This is a genomic window from Tenacibaculum sp. DPLXC6, assembly GCF_056815515.1.
The window spans coordinates 1,927,578-1,943,965 of the sequence record NZ_CP141806.1 but is presented as its reverse complement, the minus strand read 5'-3'; the positions used below and the strand labels follow the sequence as shown (position 1 = coordinate 1,943,965).

18 protein-coding genes are annotated in these 16,388 nt (G+C 32.9%); 6 read left to right on the top strand and 12 right to left on the bottom strand.

The window, feature by feature from the left end:
• Nucleotides 1-117: 117 nt before the first annotated feature.
• Nucleotides 118-2,982, top strand: a complete 2,865-nt coding sequence (locus VCM48_RS08740; RefSeq protein WP_482270261.1) for a TonB-dependent receptor — start codon at nt 118-120, stop codon at nt 2,980-2,982.
• 44 nt (nt 2,983-3,026) lie between these two features.
• On the opposite strand, the gene VCM48_RS08735 is transcribed toward VCM48_RS08740, so the two are convergent.
• Nucleotides 3,027-3,794 carry a UDP-2,3-diacylglucosamine diphosphatase gene (locus tag VCM48_RS08735; RefSeq protein ID WP_482270260.1) on the bottom strand — a complete coding sequence of 256 codons (768 nt, stop codon included), beginning with the start codon at nt 3,792-3,794 and terminating at the stop codon, nt 3,027-3,029.
• A gap of 91 nt (nt 3,795-3,885) precedes the next feature.
• Here VCM48_RS08735 and VCM48_RS08730 point away from each other — a divergent pair, with 91 nt between their 5' ends.
• Entirely contained in the window at nt 3,886-4,335 is a 450-nt protein-coding gene (locus VCM48_RS08730; RefSeq protein ID WP_099215166.1) for a nucleoside deaminase, read from the top strand.
• Nucleotides 4,336-4,378: 43 nt separating this feature from the next.
• Here the strand turns inward: VCM48_RS08730 and VCM48_RS08725 are convergent, their stop codons facing one another.
• Both VCM48_RS08725 and VCM48_RS08720 read right to left on the bottom strand, forming a co-directional pair.
• Nucleotides 4,379-4,873 carry a methylated-DNA--[protein]-cysteine S-methyltransferase gene (locus tag VCM48_RS08725; protein ID WP_482270259.1) on the bottom strand — a complete coding sequence of 165 codons (495 nt, stop codon included), beginning with the start codon at nt 4,871-4,873 and terminating at the stop codon, nt 4,379-4,381.
• Entirely contained in the window at nt 4,866-5,630 is a 765-nt protein-coding gene (locus tag VCM48_RS08720) for a TatD family hydrolase (RefSeq protein ID WP_482270258.1), read from the bottom strand. Before VCM48_RS08720 ends, VCM48_RS08725 begins: the two co-directional genes overlap by 8 nt.
• A gap of 36 nt (nt 5,631-5,666) precedes the next feature.
• Between VCM48_RS08720 and VCM48_RS08715 the strand changes: the two genes are divergently transcribed.
• Entirely contained in the window at nt 5,667-6,146 is a 480-nt protein-coding gene (locus tag VCM48_RS08715; RefSeq protein ID WP_028891395.1) for a retropepsin-like aspartic protease, read from the top strand.
• A 62-nt stretch (nt 6,147-6,208) separates the two neighbouring features.
• Here VCM48_RS08715 and VCM48_RS08710 read toward each other — a convergent pair whose 3' ends face one another.
• Both VCM48_RS08710 and VCM48_RS08705 read right to left on the bottom strand, forming a co-directional pair.
• Nucleotides 6,209-7,396 carry a pyridoxal phosphate-dependent aminotransferase gene (locus VCM48_RS08710; RefSeq protein ID WP_028891394.1) on the bottom strand — a complete coding sequence of 396 codons (1,188 nt, stop codon included), beginning with the start codon at nt 7,394-7,396 and terminating at the stop codon, nt 6,209-6,211.
• 24 nt (nt 7,397-7,420) lie between these two features.
• On the bottom strand, nt 7,421-8,512 hold the full coding sequence (locus tag VCM48_RS08705; RefSeq protein ID WP_482270257.1) for a fatty acid desaturase family protein: 1,092 nt from the start codon (nt 8,510-8,512) through the stop codon (nt 7,421-7,423).
• A 145-nt stretch (nt 8,513-8,657) separates the two neighbouring features.
• Between VCM48_RS08705 and rsmG the strand changes: the two genes are divergently transcribed.
• On the top strand, nt 8,658-9,287 hold the full coding sequence (rsmG, locus tag VCM48_RS08700) for a 16S rRNA (guanine(527)-N(7))-methyltransferase RsmG (protein ID WP_482270256.1): 630 nt from the start codon (nt 8,658-8,660) through the stop codon (nt 9,285-9,287).
• Here rsmG and VCM48_RS08695 read toward each other — a convergent pair.
• From VCM48_RS08695 to chrA, 5 genes are all read right to left on the bottom strand, one after another.
• Entirely contained in the window at nt 9,284-9,907 is a 624-nt protein-coding gene (locus VCM48_RS08695) for an arsenate-mycothiol transferase ArsC (RefSeq protein WP_482272219.1), read from the bottom strand. The genes rsmG and VCM48_RS08695 overlap by 4 nt on opposite strands.
• Before the next feature lies 1 nt (nt 9,908).
• Nucleotides 9,909-10,376 carry a DUF6428 family protein gene (locus VCM48_RS08690; RefSeq protein ID WP_482270255.1) on the bottom strand — a complete coding sequence of 156 codons (468 nt, stop codon included), beginning with the start codon at nt 10,374-10,376 and terminating at the stop codon, nt 9,909-9,911.
• 48 nt (nt 10,377-10,424) lie between these two features.
• Nucleotides 10,425-10,754, bottom strand: a complete 330-nt coding sequence (locus VCM48_RS08685) for an ArsR/SmtB family transcription factor (RefSeq protein ID WP_028891389.1) — start codon at nt 10,752-10,754, stop codon at nt 10,425-10,427.
• 78 nt (nt 10,755-10,832) lie between these two features.
• On the bottom strand, nt 10,833-12,065 hold the full coding sequence (locus VCM48_RS08680; protein WP_482270254.1) for a DEAD/DEAH box helicase: 1,233 nt from the start codon (nt 12,063-12,065) through the stop codon (nt 10,833-10,835).
• Between the two features lie 48 nt (nt 12,066-12,113).
• Entirely contained in the window at nt 12,114-13,235 is a 1,122-nt protein-coding gene (chrA, locus tag VCM48_RS08675) for a chromate efflux transporter (RefSeq protein WP_482270253.1), read from the bottom strand.
• 155 nt (nt 13,236-13,390) lie between these two features.
• Here chrA and VCM48_RS08670 point away from each other — a divergent pair, with 155 nt between their 5' ends.
• Nucleotides 13,391-14,026 carry a YceI family protein gene (locus VCM48_RS08670; RefSeq protein WP_482270252.1) on the top strand — a complete coding sequence of 212 codons (636 nt, stop codon included), beginning with the start codon at nt 13,391-13,393 and terminating at the stop codon, nt 14,024-14,026.
• 21 nt (nt 14,027-14,047) lie between these two features.
• Here the strand turns inward: VCM48_RS08670 and VCM48_RS08665 are convergent, their stop codons facing one another.
• Both VCM48_RS08665 and VCM48_RS08660 read right to left on the bottom strand, forming a co-directional pair.
• Nucleotides 14,048-14,617 carry a hypothetical protein gene (locus VCM48_RS08665; protein ID WP_482270251.1) on the bottom strand — a complete coding sequence of 190 codons (570 nt, stop codon included), beginning with the start codon at nt 14,615-14,617 and terminating at the stop codon, nt 14,048-14,050.
• A gap of 58 nt (nt 14,618-14,675) precedes the next feature.
• Nucleotides 14,676-15,587, bottom strand: a complete 912-nt coding sequence (locus VCM48_RS08660; protein WP_482270250.1) for a glutaminase — start codon at nt 15,585-15,587, stop codon at nt 14,676-14,678.
• Between the two features lie 326 nt (nt 15,588-15,913).
• Between VCM48_RS08660 and VCM48_RS08655 the strand changes: the two genes are divergently transcribed.
• Complete coding sequence (locus VCM48_RS08655) at nt 15,914-16,300, top strand: hypothetical protein (RefSeq protein WP_274638618.1); 387 nt, start codon at nt 15,914-15,916, stop codon at nt 16,298-16,300.
• Nucleotides 16,301-16,388: the final 88 nt, after the last annotated feature.

Sequence of the window (16,388 nt, the reverse complement as noted above, 5' to 3'; positions counted from 1 at the left end):
TGTGTTAATGTGTTGGGTGTGATTTAATTACGAATATGTTTGTTGTGGGGTTTAAATATTAGTATGTTTATAGTAAATTAACTTTTTTAACATAAAAAACAAAATAGCAATATGATTATGGAACAAAAAACGAAATTATTTGTTTGTGTTTTATTGATGTCGTTCACATCAATGATTGGTCAGACGATAAAAGGGAAAATTACAGATACGAATGGAGTGCCTCTGCCTTTTGTAAATGTAATAGAGAAAGGTACTACTAATGGTGTAACAACTGATGATAATGGAGAATACTTTTTAAAAGTAGGTCAGTTACCTGTTACGGTTATAGTTTCTTCAGTGGGGTTTAGAACGAAAGAAGTAGAAGTAACTGATAGTTCTTATCTTACAATAGTAATTGAAGAATCAAGTGAGTCCTTAGAAGAGGTGGTAATTGTAGGTTCTCGTAATAAAGGTAGAGTCGCAATAGATTCTCCCGTAGCTATTGATGTGTTAGATGTTTCTGAGCTAACTGAGTCAGCACCTCAAGTTACAGTGACAGAAATTTTAAATTATGCAGCGCCGTCTTTTAATTCCAACCCTCAATCAATTTCAGATGGTACGGATCATATCGCACCAGCTGCTTTAAGAGGATTAGGTCCAGATCAAGTATTAGTGTTAATCAATGGGAAAAGACGTCATAAAACTGCTTTGGTAAACGTAAATGGTACTTTTGGTAGAGGTTCAGTGGGAACAGATATGACAACAATTCCATCAATTGCTATTGAAAGAATTGAAATTCTTAGAGATGGTGCAGCTGCTCAATATGGTTCTGATGCTATTGCAGGAATAATAAATATTGTCTTAAAGAAATCTACAAATAAGTTAGAAGTTAACTTAACAACAGGTGCTAATTTTACAAGTGAAAGTAGCCCAGAGAGAGATATAGATGGAGAAAAATTAAATTTAGGGTTAAATTATGGATTACCAATTGGCAAAGATGGAGGGTTTATAAATTTTACTGGAAATTTTGACTTTAGAGGATGGACTAATAGAATGCAAGAATGGGAAGGCTCAATATTTAATGCTTACAACTCTATTGAAAGAGTTGCAGCAGCAGATGGGTATAATATTTCAAACCTATTAGATGATGATTTAGATGATATTTTTAATTATGCGGGTGATGCAGGAATTACATTGAATGGTACTGAAACAAAAGAAGAATTGCGAACAATCTTAGGAGCTGATGTTACTGAAGCAGAGTTGTTAGCCCGTGGCTTAAAAAGAAGTGATTTTAACATGAGAGTGGGGCAATCAAGGGTAAGAGGAGCACAATTTTTTGCAAACATGGAAATTCCGTTGGGAAATGAAACCTTTATTTATGGGAATGCTGGTTTAAGTTATAAGAATGGTAATGCAGCAGGTTTCTATAGATTACCAAATCAATCTAGGGCATACACTCCAGCATATATGAACGGGTTCTTACCAGAAATAAACTCTAATATTCAAGACAAATCGTATGCGATTGGAATAAAAGGAAAGTTAGGTGATTGGAATGTAGATTTTTCAAATACATTTGGTAGAAATGAGTTTACTTATTTGATAAGTAATTCAAGCAATGCATCTTTAGGTAATTCAACGCCTTTTGAAGCGAATTCAGGAGGGTTTTATTCAAGCGAAAACACAACAAATATTGATCTTAGTAAGTTTTACGAAGATGTAATGTCTGGTTTAAATATAGCTTTTGGAGCTGAATATCGTTTAGAAAATTATGGTATTGTAGCAGGGGAGGAAGCGTCGTATGCACAATATAATACTTTGGGGAATGTACATGATCCAACAGATCCTGATTCAATGGTTCCTGAAGATTTTTTTGGTAACTCAAGACCAGGAGGTATTCAAGTGTTTCCTGGATTTAAGCCAGAAAATGAAGTAAACTCATTCAGAAACTCTATAGCAGGATATGTAGATGTTGAAGCAGATTTTACAGAGTCTTTTTTATTAAGTGGAGCTGTACGTTATGAGAATTTCTCAGATTTTGGAGGTACTTTAAATGTAAAAGTAGCATCTAGGGTAAAAGCTTCTAAAAACTTTAATTTAAGAACTAGTTTACAAACAGGGTTTAGAGCACCATCATTACATCAAATATCTTACAGTTCAACCAGTACCTTGTTTGTAGATGGTATACCAAATGAAGTTGGGGTATTTTCAAACACTTCGAGAGTTGCAAGGATTTTAGGAATAGGTAAATTAAAAGAAGAAACTTCTTTTGGGTTTTCTGCAGGATTTACAGCAAAAGTGCCAAGTGCAAACTTAAAGTTTACGGTTGATGGATATCTTATAAATATTGATGACAGAGTAATATTAACAGGGAGTTTTGATGATAATGGAGACGCTGAGTTGGAAAGATTGTTCCAACAAGCAAATGCTACACAAGCAGCATTTTTTGCAAATGCTGTAGATACTCAAACAAAAGGAGTAGATATTGTTGTTGATCACAAAGCAAATCTTTCTGACAAGATGAGGTTAACTAACACTTTAGCGTTTACATTTTCGAAAACGGATGTAGAAGGTGTGAATATTCCAACAGCTATAAAAAATGGAGGATTGTCTGATACTTATTTTGACCCAACAAGTAGAATTTATTTAGAGTCTTCGGTTCCTACAACAAAAGGGAATTTATCACACAATTTAAGTGTTAATGACAAATGGAGTATCTTTTTAAGAAATAGTTATTTTGGAGAAGTTGAAGAAGCAACTAACAGTAACGATCCTTCTATAGATACTACTTTTGGAGGAAAAGTAATTACAGATCTTTCTTTTGGATACAACTTTAATAAGAGCTTAAGTTTAACATTAGGAGCAAATAATTTATTTGATGTTTATCCAGATGAGAACGATCCCGCTTTTAGATCTAGTGGACGTTTTATCTACTCAAGACGTTCTGTACAGTTTGGAACTAATGGTAGGCATTTATTTGCAAGATTACGTTTTGTATTAGATTAACATTGGAATAATTCATAAAAAAGCACCTTTTTGAGGTGCTTTTTTTATTGTTTATATTCTTTTAAAAATAGTTTATCGTTTTCAAAAACCGCATAAGTATAATACTGAATCCAATCCCCCGTATTAAGGTAAACACTGTTCTCTTTAAGTTGAATTTCTAAAGGAAGATGTCTGTGTCCAAAAACAAAATAATCGTAGTGTTTAGCTTCTAATTTACGTTTACAATATTGTACAAGCCATTCATTGTCTTCGCCTAAAAATTTAGCATCCTCATCACCAGAAATCAATTTGTTTTTAACCGACATGTATTGTCCTAATCGAACACCTAAATCTGGATGTAGCCAACGAAACATCCATTGAAATAACGGGAATGTAAACACTTTTTTCATGCGTTTATATCCTTTATCTCCAGGGCCTAATCCATCACCATGACCTATTAAAAATAATTTATCGTTGATTTTAAATTCTTGAGGTGAATGAAATACAGGGATATCTAATTCCTTTTCAAAATAATCATGCATCCATAAATCATGATTTCCAACAAAAAAGTAAATCGGAATACCACTATCTTTTATTTCAGCAAGTTTACCTAAAACACGAACAAAACCTTTAGGAACAACAGTTTTATATTCAAACCAAAAATCGAATAAATCACCTAGAATAAAAATTGCTTCAGCATCTTTTTTAACTTCGTTTAACCATGTAACAAACTTTTGTTCACGAGGAAAACTAGCTTCAGAAGTTGGAGCTCCTAAATGTTGGTCAGAAGCAAAATAGATTTTTTTATTCTCAGAAGTATTGATTGAAATCAAATCGTAAATTTTGGTAAAAATAAGTATTTTACCTAGAGTTTACACAAACAAATTTTGGCTACATTTGTTTTCGTATTTACAAAAACTCTTGTTGATGAATCCATTTGATGATGCCTACTTTATGAGAAAAGCTTTACAAGAAGCTGAGTTAGCTTTTGATAAAGGAGAGGTTCCTGTTGGTGCAGTTATTGTTTTTAAAGATCAAATAATAGCAAGAGCACATAACTTAACAGAGTTGTTAAATGATGTTACCGCACATGCAGAAATGCAAGCGTTTACTGCAGCAGCAGATTTTTTAGGAGGAAAGTATTTAAAAGACTGTACTTTGTATGTTACGCTAGAGCCTTGTCAAATGTGTGCGGGAGCGAGTTACTGGACGCAAATAGGTAAAATAGTGTACGGAGCTAGTGAACCTAAACTTGGTTTTTCTGTTTTACAAACTAAAATACATCCAAAAACAAAAGTAATATCAGGGGTTTTGGAAGAAGAGTGTGGCTTTTTGTTGAAGAAATTCTTTATTGAAAAACGCAACTTAAATTGACGATAGTCATTCCGAACTTGTTTCGAAACCTTATAAAAAGAAATTAAAACAAAGTCTGTTGTTTGGCTCCACTTTCGTGTTCTAATAACCATTTTTTACGCCATACACCACCAGCATATCCTGTTAATGAACCATCAGAACCAATAACTCTATGACATGGAATTACAATCCAAATAGGGTTTTTACCGTTGGCTGAAGCTACCGCACGAATTGCTTTAACATCTCCTAATCGTTTGGTCTGTTCTAAATAGGTTCTGGTACTTCCAAAAGATATGTTTAATAATTCTTTCCAAACAGATTGTTGAAAAGTTGTTCCTTGTGGGTTCAATTTTAGGTTGAATTCTTTTCTAGTACCAGCAAAATACTCATTTAGTTGGGTAATACATTCTTGTAAGCAAGCTGGAATTTCCTTTGAGGAGCTGATTGTGGTTGAGGTATCATCATCCAATACAGAAATGGATTGAATTCCGTTTTCGTCACCTTCTATTTTGGCAATTCCTATAGGAGTTTTATAATATGTGGTCTGTAGCTTAGACACCAAAAACGTCTTTAGAGTTCTGTGTTGTAATTTCCGAAATTTCATCGAAAGTCAATCCATAAATATCTACCAATTTATCCACAACATTAGTTATGTAGCTACTTTCATTACGTTTACCTCGGTATGGAGTAGGAGCTAGGTAAGGAGAATCGGTTTCTAAGACAATGTGTTTGATATCAATTTGATTTAAAAATTTATCAATCTTTCCATTTTTAAAAGTAGCTACACCACCAATCCCTAATTTCATGTTGTATGAAATTGCTTTTTCAGCTTGTTCTAATGTTCCGGTAAAGCAGTGAAAAATACCAAATAAATCGTCTCCTTTTTCAGTTTCTAAAACTTCAAAAATTTCATCAAAGGCATCACGACAATGAATTACAATAGGTAGTTTTTTCTCTTTTGCCCACTGAATTTGCGTGCGGAAGGCTTCTTGTTGTTGTGGTAAAAAAGTTTTGTCCCAATATAAATCAATACCAATTTCACCAATCGCATAAAAATCACGTTTATCTAACCATTCTTTTACATGTGCTAATTCTTCTTGGTAATTCTCTTTTACCGAAGTAGGGTGTAAGCCCATCATTAAAAACACATCTTCTGAATAGTTTTTTTCCAAATCGAACATACGTTCAGTATAAGAGCTGTCAATAGCAGGAATAAAAAAACGAGAAACACCAGCTTTTTTAGCGCGTTGTATCATTTCGTTCCTGTCCTCGTCAAACTGACTTGAATATAAGTGTGTGTGTGTATCTGTAATCATTTATTGCCGTATCTTTACGAGACAAAAGTACAAGAAATGGCAAGTTTGAAAAAAGTATTACGAAAAAAGAAATACATTAAAATAAAACTCAAAAAAATGATTACAAATCATTTAGAGTTAGATGCGGAGATAAATGGTGTTAAAGGAAGGTTTATTTTAGATACAGGCGCTTCTAATTCGTGTGTTGGGTTAGATTTAATAGAGCGTTTTAAACTTGTTTCTGAGGAAAGTGAAGTAAAAGCTGCTGGAGCAGGAGCGACGGATATGGAAACACACAAGTCAGAAAATAATTCTCTTAAAATAGGAAAGTGGAAAGCGAATGAGTGTGATTTAGTATTGTTTGACTTAACGCATGTAAATACAGCTTTAAAACAACATGATGCTGATGAGGTAGACGGAATTATAGGCGCAGATATTTTAGAGCAAGGAAAAGCCTTTATTGATTATAACAAAAAAGCATTGTATTTAAAGAAGCTTAAAAAGAAAAAAGTTAGAAAATTAAAAGTTCCATTTTAGAGCATAAAAAATCCGTAAGACACGTCTTACGGATTTTTTTATACTTAATTTATTTAAGTTAATTAACTTAAAACTTCTTTAATTCTTTTAATTGCCTCACGTAATTGTAATTCAGAAGCAGCATATGATAAACGAACACAGTTTGGAGCACCAAAAGCTTCACCAGTTACTGTAGCTACGTTGGCTTCTTCTAATAAAAGCATAGAAAAGTCGTTGGCATCTTTAATTTCTTTTCCTTGGATTGTTTTTCCGAAGAAATCAGAAATATCTGGGAATACATAAAAAGCCCCTTCTGGTACGTTTAGTTTAAACCCATCGATTTCTCCTAATAACTGTAAAACTAAATCTCTACGTTTTTTAAACTCATCTACCATGTATTGTACTTTTTCTGGCGATGCTTTTACAGCTGTAATTGCAGCGCGTTGAGCAATACAGTTAGTTCCTGAAGTAATTTGACCCTGCATTTTAGTACAAGCCTTAGCAATCCATTCAGGAGCTCCAATATAACCAATTCTCCATCCTGTCATGGCAAAAGCTTTAGCCAATCCGTTTACAGTTATGGTACGGTCGTACATGCTTTCAATAGCAGCAAAACTAAATGGTTTTGTTCCGTAGTTAATGTGCTCATATATTTCGTCAGATAAAATATAAATATCTGGATGCTTTTCTAATACTTTAGCTAATGCTCTGTATTCTTCCTCGCTATAAATTGTTCCACTTGGGTTATTTGGCGAGTTAAAGAAAATCATTTTTGTTTTTGGCGAAATAGCAGCTTCTAATTGTTCTGGAGTGATTTTAAAATCATTTTCAATAGAAGAAGGAATTTCGGTAAATTTAGCTTCACACAAAGTTGCAATTGCAGAATAGCTTACCCAATAAGGAGCTGGCAATAACACTTCATCACCAGGGTTTAATAATACCTGAGCTACGTTAGCAATAGATTGTTTTGCTCCTGTAGAAACAACTACTTGGTTTGGAGCATATGTTAAGTTATTATCACGCTTAAACTTCTCGCAAATAGCTTCTTTTAATTCTACATATCCATCAACTGGAGTGTATGAGTTATAATCTTGATTAATAGCTTCAATTGCAGCATCTTTAATAAAATCAGGAGTGTTAAAATCTGGTTCTCCTAAACTTAAACTAATGATGTCTTTACCTTCAGCTTTTAATTCTCTTGCTTTAGCAGCCATTGCTAAAGTTTGCGATACTGGTAAACTGTTAATTCTGTTTGATAATGCGTTTGACATTGTGTTGTTATGTTGTATGTTGATTTATGCTAATTGCGGTTTTTTTCCTAATTCAGCTAAGTGTCTAAAGTGCTCAATAACTGCTCTACGTGTAGTATTGTATTCGTTATAAGGAAGGTTAAATTCCTTAGCAGTTTCTTTTACAATTTGAGCTAACTTCTTATAGTGAATATGAGAAATGTTAGGAAAAATATGGTGTTCTACTTGGTGATTTAATCCACCTGTGTAAAAGTTGATAAACCAATTTCTAGGAGCAAAATTTGCTGTAGTGTATAATTGGTGAATAGCCCATGTGTTTTTCATATTACCATCTTCATCTGGTAATGGGGTTTCTGTTTTAGGAACAATGTGTGCTAATTGGAAAACCACACTTAAAATGATTCCTGCAGTATAGTGCATCACAAAAAATCCGATTAATACTTTCCACCAAGCAACATTCATCACAGCAATTGGTAATACAATCCAAAGAGAATAATAAATAACTTTAGAAACTACTAATTTAGTCCACTCTTTAGCTGGATTTGGAAACTCACCATACGATAACTTACGCTTTAAATAGCTATGCATTTGTTTAAAATCGGTAGTAATAGCCCAGTTAATAGTTAACAATCCGTATAAAAAGATTGAATAATATTTTTGGAATTTATGAATCCATAACCATTGTGTGTGTTTTGAAAAACGAATAATCCTACCAGCATCCATATCTTCATCATGGTCTTGAATGTTTGTGTATGTATGGTGTAATACATTGTGTTGTACTTTCCAGTTATACACATTACCTGCTAAAATATAAATACTGCTTCCAAAAAGCTTATTTACCCATTTTTTACTAGAAAAAGATTCGTGGTTGGCATCGTGCATCACATTCATTCCAACTCCAGCCATTCCAATACCCATTACAATAGCAAGTGCTAATTTTATCCATTGCGACATATCAACAGTTAAAATTAATATGAACGGAACGATAAACATAGCTAACATAATAATAGCTTTTGAATATAGTTTCCAGTTACCTGTACGCTTAATATTGTTTTCTTTAAAGTAAGTGTTAACTCTTTTATTTAGAGTTCTAAAAAACTTAGCTTTGTCTATTCTTGAGAAGTTTACTGTCTTCATTTGTTGTTTGTTTGTACCGCAAAAATAAACGTTTTTGGTTCACGGTTATTGCTAAAGGTTAACTTTTTAACTAGATTAATATCTTTTACATAAAAATTAACAATACCAATTAGTTTTTTATTTTTGCAGCGGAAAAAATCACTTCATGGAACTTATAAAAAAATACTTTGACAATTTATCAGAAAAGCAATTAGAACAATTTTCTAAGTTGCAAGAACTGTATCAAGATTGGAACTTAAAAATTAATGTTGTTTCTCGAAAAGATATTGATGAATTGTATTTACGCCACGTATTACATTCGTTAGGAATAGCGAAGGTTATGGAGTTTAAAGCAGGAGCCAAAGTAATGGATGTAGGTACTGGTGGAGGTTTTCCAGGAATTCCGTTAGCTATTTTATTCCCAGAAACACAATTTCATTTGGTAGATTCTATTGGAAAAAAGATAAAAGTAGTGAATGAAGTTGCTGAAGGATTAGGTTTACAGAATGTGAAAACGACACATGGACGTGTTGAAGAAGTAGACGACACCTACGATTTTATTGTAAGTAGAGCTGTGGCACAAATGGAAACATTTCACCGTTGGGTGAAAAATAAAGTGCACAAAAAGCAAAATCACGCACTTAAAAACGGAATTTTATATTTAAAAGGTGGTGACCTTACGGAAGAACTTGCGAACTTCCCTAAAGCCACCATTTATGATTTACCAGATTTTTTTGAAGAGGATTTCTTCGAAACTAAAAAAGTGGTGCATTTACCTATGAAATATAAGGGTTAAGATTTTACAGTAGAAAACACATAGTGCATTTCAGCTGCAATTTGTAAACTACGCTCTAAGTATTTCTCTTTTTCAGAAGATGTACCGTCGTATAATTTAGGATCTTCATAAGTAATAGGAATCCTTTTATCAGCACCTGCTATAAAAGGACACCCTTCGTCGGCTTGTGAGCAGGTCATGATAGCACAAAATGCTGAAGTAGGGTTAAACGTATCATCATATTTTTTAGAAAAACCTATTATAGAAGGCGTGTTTTCTGCGTACTTTATTGCATAAATAGGGTTTGTACCTTCAGATAATTGCTGAATCTTAAATCCGTTACCTACTAAAGTATCTACAACTGTTGCATTCATAGCAGTAGCTTCTGTTCCTCCTGAATAAGAAAGGACATTCGGAATTTGATAATAAAAAGCCATTGTTTGTGCCCATACTTGCGACAAATGACTTCTTCTTGAGTTATGAGTACAAATAAAATTCAGATTTATGACTTCTTTATTGTTCAGTTTTTCCTGAATGTAACTTACAAGAGGTTGTAAAACTTGTTTTCGCTCTTCTGAAACAGTTAAACTTGAAAGAGTTTGTTGTATTTCAGTAAATAGAGATGAGGTTTGTGTATTCATATTAGCAGCACCCTGAATTTGGTTCACAAGCAGTTTGTTTTTGTAAATCTGATAGTTTCACTCTTGGTTTTTCTGTTGGAATTCCGCAGTTATCTTTAGCTAAACAATCCGTTTGTTTTGTAGTAAGTAAGAAATTGGTTCCGTCAAAATCCAATCCATACTTTCCAATCGTACTTCCTTGGTATTCTACCTCGATTTCTAAATCAGGAATATTTAATACTTTTTCTGATAACTCAATAATATGAATTAATTTTTCTGGGTGTAATCTGTGATCATAATCATTTGCATTCCATAATTGGAAGTTAACTACTTCTTCATTTCTAACTGTTCCACCACAGTCGATAAAGTTTTTAGTAACTTTTCCTACTTCAGTTACGTGAAAATGATTAGGAACTAGACTACCGTCAGGTAATTGAAAAGCAATTGTTTTTAATGCGCTTAAGTGTTGTTTAATTTCTGAGAGTTTCATGGTTATAGTATTTATTGTAATATTACGATTAATAATTCCAAATTTTTTTTAGCAACAATTTTTATTGTTTGTATCAAGGTCTAAAAAAGAAGAAAGTAAGGTTTTTATTTCTTTCCATGTTGATGGATTAATACAATAGCAAACGCTAGTTCCTTCTATAGTTCCTTTAATAATACCAACTTTTTTTAACTCTTTTAAATGTTGCGAAATGGTGGGTTGTGCCAAACCGATTTCATTTACCAAATCACCACACACACAAGAATTCAATTTGAATAAGTGTTGTATAATAGCAATACGAGCTGGGTGCCCTAACACTTTCGCAATCGTAGCTAATTGATTTTGCTCTTCAGTAAATATTTCTGATTTGGTTAATCCCATTGATTAATTATTATATTGCAATATTACGATTAATAAATAAAACATCAACTATTTTTAGTGTTATTTTTTATAAAAAGTTTAATACCAGCGCTTTTTCTTCTTTTTAGAAGCTTCTGATTTTCTTCCTTTTTTGTGTTTACTAACAGTGTTGGGTTGCTTTTTCTTCTTCGGTTTTGCTAGAGGAAATGGATGATCTTCTACAATTTTTATAGTTCTATCCATAAACTCTTGAATAGCTTTGATGTAAGAAGTTTCATCGGCACTACATAATGAAAAGGCGATTCCAGATTTACCAGCTCTACCTGTTCTACCAATTCGGTGTACGTACGTTTCAGGAATGTTAGGTAAGTCAACATTAATTACCGCATCTACTTTGCTAACGTCAATTCCACGAGCAGCAACATCGGTAGCAATTAAAATATTGGCTTTGTTGTTTTTAAAGTCTTCAATAGCTTGGTTTCGTAAGTTTTGCGACTTATCACCATGGACACTAGTAGCCTTATATCCATTTTTTTGAAGTGTTTTTTCTAACTTATCAACTCCAAATTTGGTACGACGAAATATAATGATGCGTCCTTTTATGGTGTTTCGTAGTAAGTGTAAACACAAGTCGACTTTGTGTTTTTTAGGGGTGTAGTATAGTAACTGACCAATGTTTTTAGAAGTAGTTTCTGTAGGAGAAATATCTACCTTTTCAGGATTGCGCAACATCGATTTTGCTAAATCATTTACCTTATCAGGCATCGTAGCAGAAAACAATAAGGTTTGTTTTTTACGCGGACATAACTCTTCTATTTTCTGTACATCGTCAATAAAGCCCATGTCTAGCATTAAATCGGCTTCGTCTAACACCAATGTTTTTAGTTGTCTAACATCAATACTACCTTGTTTGTGTAAATCGATAAAACGACCCGGTGTAGCAATTAAAATATCAACTCCTTTTGCTAATACATCTTTTTGAGGTTGCGTAGACATACCACCGTATATAACAGTGCTTCTTAAATTAGTATACTTACTATACGCTTTAAAGTTTTCTTCAATTTGAATTGCCAGTTCTCTGGTAGGACTTACAATTAGTGCTTTTATCTTCTTAGCTCTTTTTTCAACATCTTCTTCTTTAGAAAGCTCTTGAATAATAGGCAACGCAAAAGCAGCTGTTTTACCTGTACCTGTTTGTGCAGCTACAATCACATCTTTTTTGTTAAGTACTAACGGAATTACTTCTTGTTGTACTAGCGTTGGTTTGTGGTGTCTTTCTTCGGTAAGTGCTTTTAAGATAGACTTGGTAAGTTGTAGGTCTGAAAACTGCATCAAATATTTTTTTGCAAAGGTAGGCTAAAAGGAATGATATTATGAGGTTTACCAATAAGTTAAAATATATCCTAACATAGCGCCTCCTAAAACAATAAAAGCGCTGTTTACTTTTTTTAAATAAAAAACAGCAAGCAGACTTATGATGGCAATAACAATAGTGCGCCAATCTGTAATAGTATCTTTAGCCATTGTTATACAAACAGCAATAATTAACGCAACAGCAGCTACATTTACAGCATCTAAAATGGCACCAATAAGCTTCGATTTCCTCATTTTAGGAATCAACGGATTTAAAACTAAAACAAAAAAGAAGGATGGTAAAAATATTCCAATAGTTGCTACCAGTGCACCCGTTATTCCATTCATTTGCCAACCAATAAAAGTAGCAGTAGATAAAACAGGACCAGGGGTTATTTGTCCTACAGCAACTGCATCTATTAGTACCTGTCTAGAAAGCCATCCGTTAGCAACCAGTTCTGCATCTAAAAAAGCAAATAATACATAACCACTTCCATATAAAATTGCACCAACTTTTAAAAAGGTCAATAAAATTTTCAGGTTGTTGGCTTGAAGCGTTTCACTTGCTTGAAATAGAAAAAAAGGAAGTATGCTAGTTAAATTATTACGGTTTTGGTTGAAAAAATAGAGTAACGCACCGAGTAAACCACAGCCAAACAAAGCAGCTATTTCATTAATACCTAAAAGGCAAGCAACTAAAGTGATTAATCCTAAAATAGCTAAAGATGTATTTTTTACGGCTTTTTTACCTAATCGATAAGCAGCCATAACAATAATGGCAATTACTGCGGGTTTTATTCCGTAAATGAAGGGTTCAACTTTAGGAAGCTGACCATATTCTTGGTATAACCACGCAACTATTGATGTAATTACTACGGCAGGAAAAATAAAACAAAAGCCAGCTACAATTAACCCTTTCCAACCAGCTCTTTCATGCCCGCAGTGCATGGTCATTTCAGTAGAGTTAGGTCCTGGTATTAAATTAGTAGCTCCCATTAAATCTAGAAAATGTTGCTGAGTCATCCATTTTCTTTTTTTAACAACTTCATCTTCCATCATGGCAATATGCGCAGCAGGTCCGCCAAAAGCAATACAACCTAGTTTAAAAAATAGTTTGGCGACTTCTTTAAGTTGAGTTTTTTGTGACATTTTAAAGTGTTAGAAAAATAGACTTTAGTGGTTTTTGGAGGTAAATTTAAATAAAAGTACACTGGTTAAAGCTTTTTTACACTTTTTTGACAATTGATTTACACTTTTAACGTAAGGTTGCGATAGTTTTGATGAAAACTTTAAAAACGAATAGTATGAAAACCATTAAAAATAGAATTTTGTTAGTTGGGGCATTGTTAGTTATAGTACTTGTAAGCGGATTTGCTAAAAGTACTTCAACAGTTACACCAAAAGAAATAAAAGAGGTAAGAGAAACTGTGAAAAATCAAACAATTAATATGTTTGTAACACACGGACATTGTAGTACACCATTTGGAGGTATTGTAAACGATTTAAAAGTGGATATTCCTGTACGAATGGATGCTGGAAACCCGTTAGAAAACATGCGTATTTCGTTTGAGGTTAATCCAAGCTCATTTAGAGTATGCAGAGGCGATGAGGCTGATTTAACTGCAAGAATTAAAACCAAAGGAGTGTTTATTAATGATAAGAACGACAACATAACATTTAGAACTACGAATGTTTTTGTGATGGGGGTAGATTGGTATCAAATTAACGGAATGATGTCTATTAAAGGAGTTGAAAGAGAAGTGAAATTTTTTGCAACTGGAATTAGAAATTCATACGAAAGCATGTCTAGCGAACTGGTATTGCAAGGTCAAGTAAATTTATTAGACTGGGGGATTGATTATGATAAATTAGTAAACGGGCAATCATCAAACGTTCCAACAAAATGGATGTACTTAAATATGAAAATTGAGTTGAGTTAGTTTTTTAATTTATGTTTTAGGTTAAAGAGTTGCGTTCAAATTGTTGGTTGTAGCTCTTTCTCTTTTTAACTCTTCTATTTTCATATTGTTAACTAATTCTTCTATTTTTTCTTGTGTTAGACCCATTTTTTTCGTGTATTTTGAGTAATAAAAGTTTAATTCAGAGTCGATTTTTTGTGCTTCGTCTATGAAGTTTCCAAAATATTCTAACATTTCTTTTCTTCCTAAATCAGAATAACACTTTTGAATCTCTAATTTAAAATATTTGTGAACTAAGTAATTTCGTTTCTCAAGAATTGATTTTAAGTCTCTAGTTATATCTTCAGTTAAAGTATAAGTTTGTTTAACTTCATTTATGAAAACCCCCATAGTTTTTCTTGAGTTTTCAATGGTGTCTATAATATCATTTACTTCTTTGTTGGTTTTAGCTTTATCTTTGAAAATTCTATTAGTCCACAACATTATAGAAAATGTTTCTTCTAAAACTTGACTGAAATAAATAGCAAGTCCGAAATAAGTATAAATCAAACGATATTTTCCGTCATTATCTTCATTTCTGTACTCTTCTAAAGCGTCTTGATATGTACTCATTTAAGTTTATTTATATTTAATGGTAACCAAATTAGTTTAAATCGGATAAAAATCAAAACTAAAAAATAGACTGCTCAGAAAGGGTGGTAAACTCTTCTAAAAAGCGCATACCTCTGTAGGAATTTCCTTTTTTGTTCAATTTAGGGCTCCATACAGCAATTGCGTATTGATTGGGGTGTATGGCAATAATACCACCACCAACGCCACTTTTGCCTGCCAATCCAACTTTAAAAGCAAACTCACCAGATTCGTCATAAAAACCACAGGTTTGCATCAAGGCATTGATTCTTTTCGATTGACTTTTGGTTAATATTTGCTCACCTTGTCGTGTTTGTCCGTTATTGGCTAAGAAGAAAAACAATTCAGAAAGCTGTTCGCAAGTCAGTTCCAACGAACATAAATCGAAATAGAAGTCTAGCACAACTTCAGGGTCGTTGTATATGTTTCCATAGGATTTAATAAAATTACATAAGGCAACATTTCGATATCCTACCGATTTTTCAGAAGCTGCAATTTTTGCGGAGTAGTTAATGTCTTTATTTTTGGAAAGACTCTTGATAAAATTTAATAAATCTTCCTTTGGGTTTACCAAACTACTAATTAAAATATCAGCAATTACAATAGCACCTGCGTTGATAAACGGATTTCTAGGAATACCATTATCCGTTTCCAGTTGTATCAATGAATTAAAACTATTTCCAGATGGCTCAACACCTAATCTGTCCCAAATAGATTCACCAAGATGTTTATATGCCAAACAAAGTGATAATACTTTAGCAATACTTTGAATAGAGAATTTTTCTTGAAAGTTTCCCAAACCAAAGTTAGTATTAGCAACAGTTGAAATATGCACCCCAAATTTTTCAGAATCAATCGTAGCTAATTCAGGAATATAGGTAGCTAACTCCCCAATATTTTCAATAGGAGCTATTTTTTGATATACAGTTTCAAGTATTTCTTTGTAATTCATTGTTTTTAAACACTAAATATGTGTTAAACGAAATTAGTTGAATTCTATTTGAAAACAAAAAGGAAAGTAACTACTTCATTTATACTGTTTTAAAATGTATTCATGATTGATTATCAGTGTTTTATGGTGTTTTTTGTATGTCGAGTTTATTTATTTTTGAACTTAGCATTGTCGAAATGAAGTGCTATTAAAGCAAGAAATCTATGTATAGTGATTATAGAGGTATAAAATGAAAAAGGTTTGGTAGTACTATGAATTTTAAAAGGTGGAATCCGAAAAACCTATTATAAATAGAGTAGGAAATTAACTAACCAAATTTTTATATTATGTCAAGTATAGCATTAGAAGCTCTAGGAGCAGAGGTAGGTAAATTCCTTAGTCATGCAAATGATAAGGTGTGGCTTCAAAACGGAGTGCAAGGAAAAGGAGAAGTTTTTGAACTTAAAAAATTAAAAGATAATCGTGTAGCCTTAGCATGTAAAGGAGCTGAAAAAGGAAAGTATCTTAGCCATGCATTTGGTAAATTATGGTTACAAGATGGTGTGCAAGGAGAAGGAGAAGAATGGATAATGAAAGATCATGGAAAAGGAAATGTATCTTTTGATTGTTTAGGAGCAGAGACTGGAAAAACACTTAGTCATGCTTTTGATAAGATGTGGCTACAAGATGGCTATCAAGGAGAAGGTGAATTGTGGGCTAAAAAACACGAATAAAAACTTTTCTTTTTGAAAGATAATAAAAAAGCAACCTCAAATGAGGTTGCTTTTAATATATAGTAAGACTCCTTGTTAGGAAGTTCTT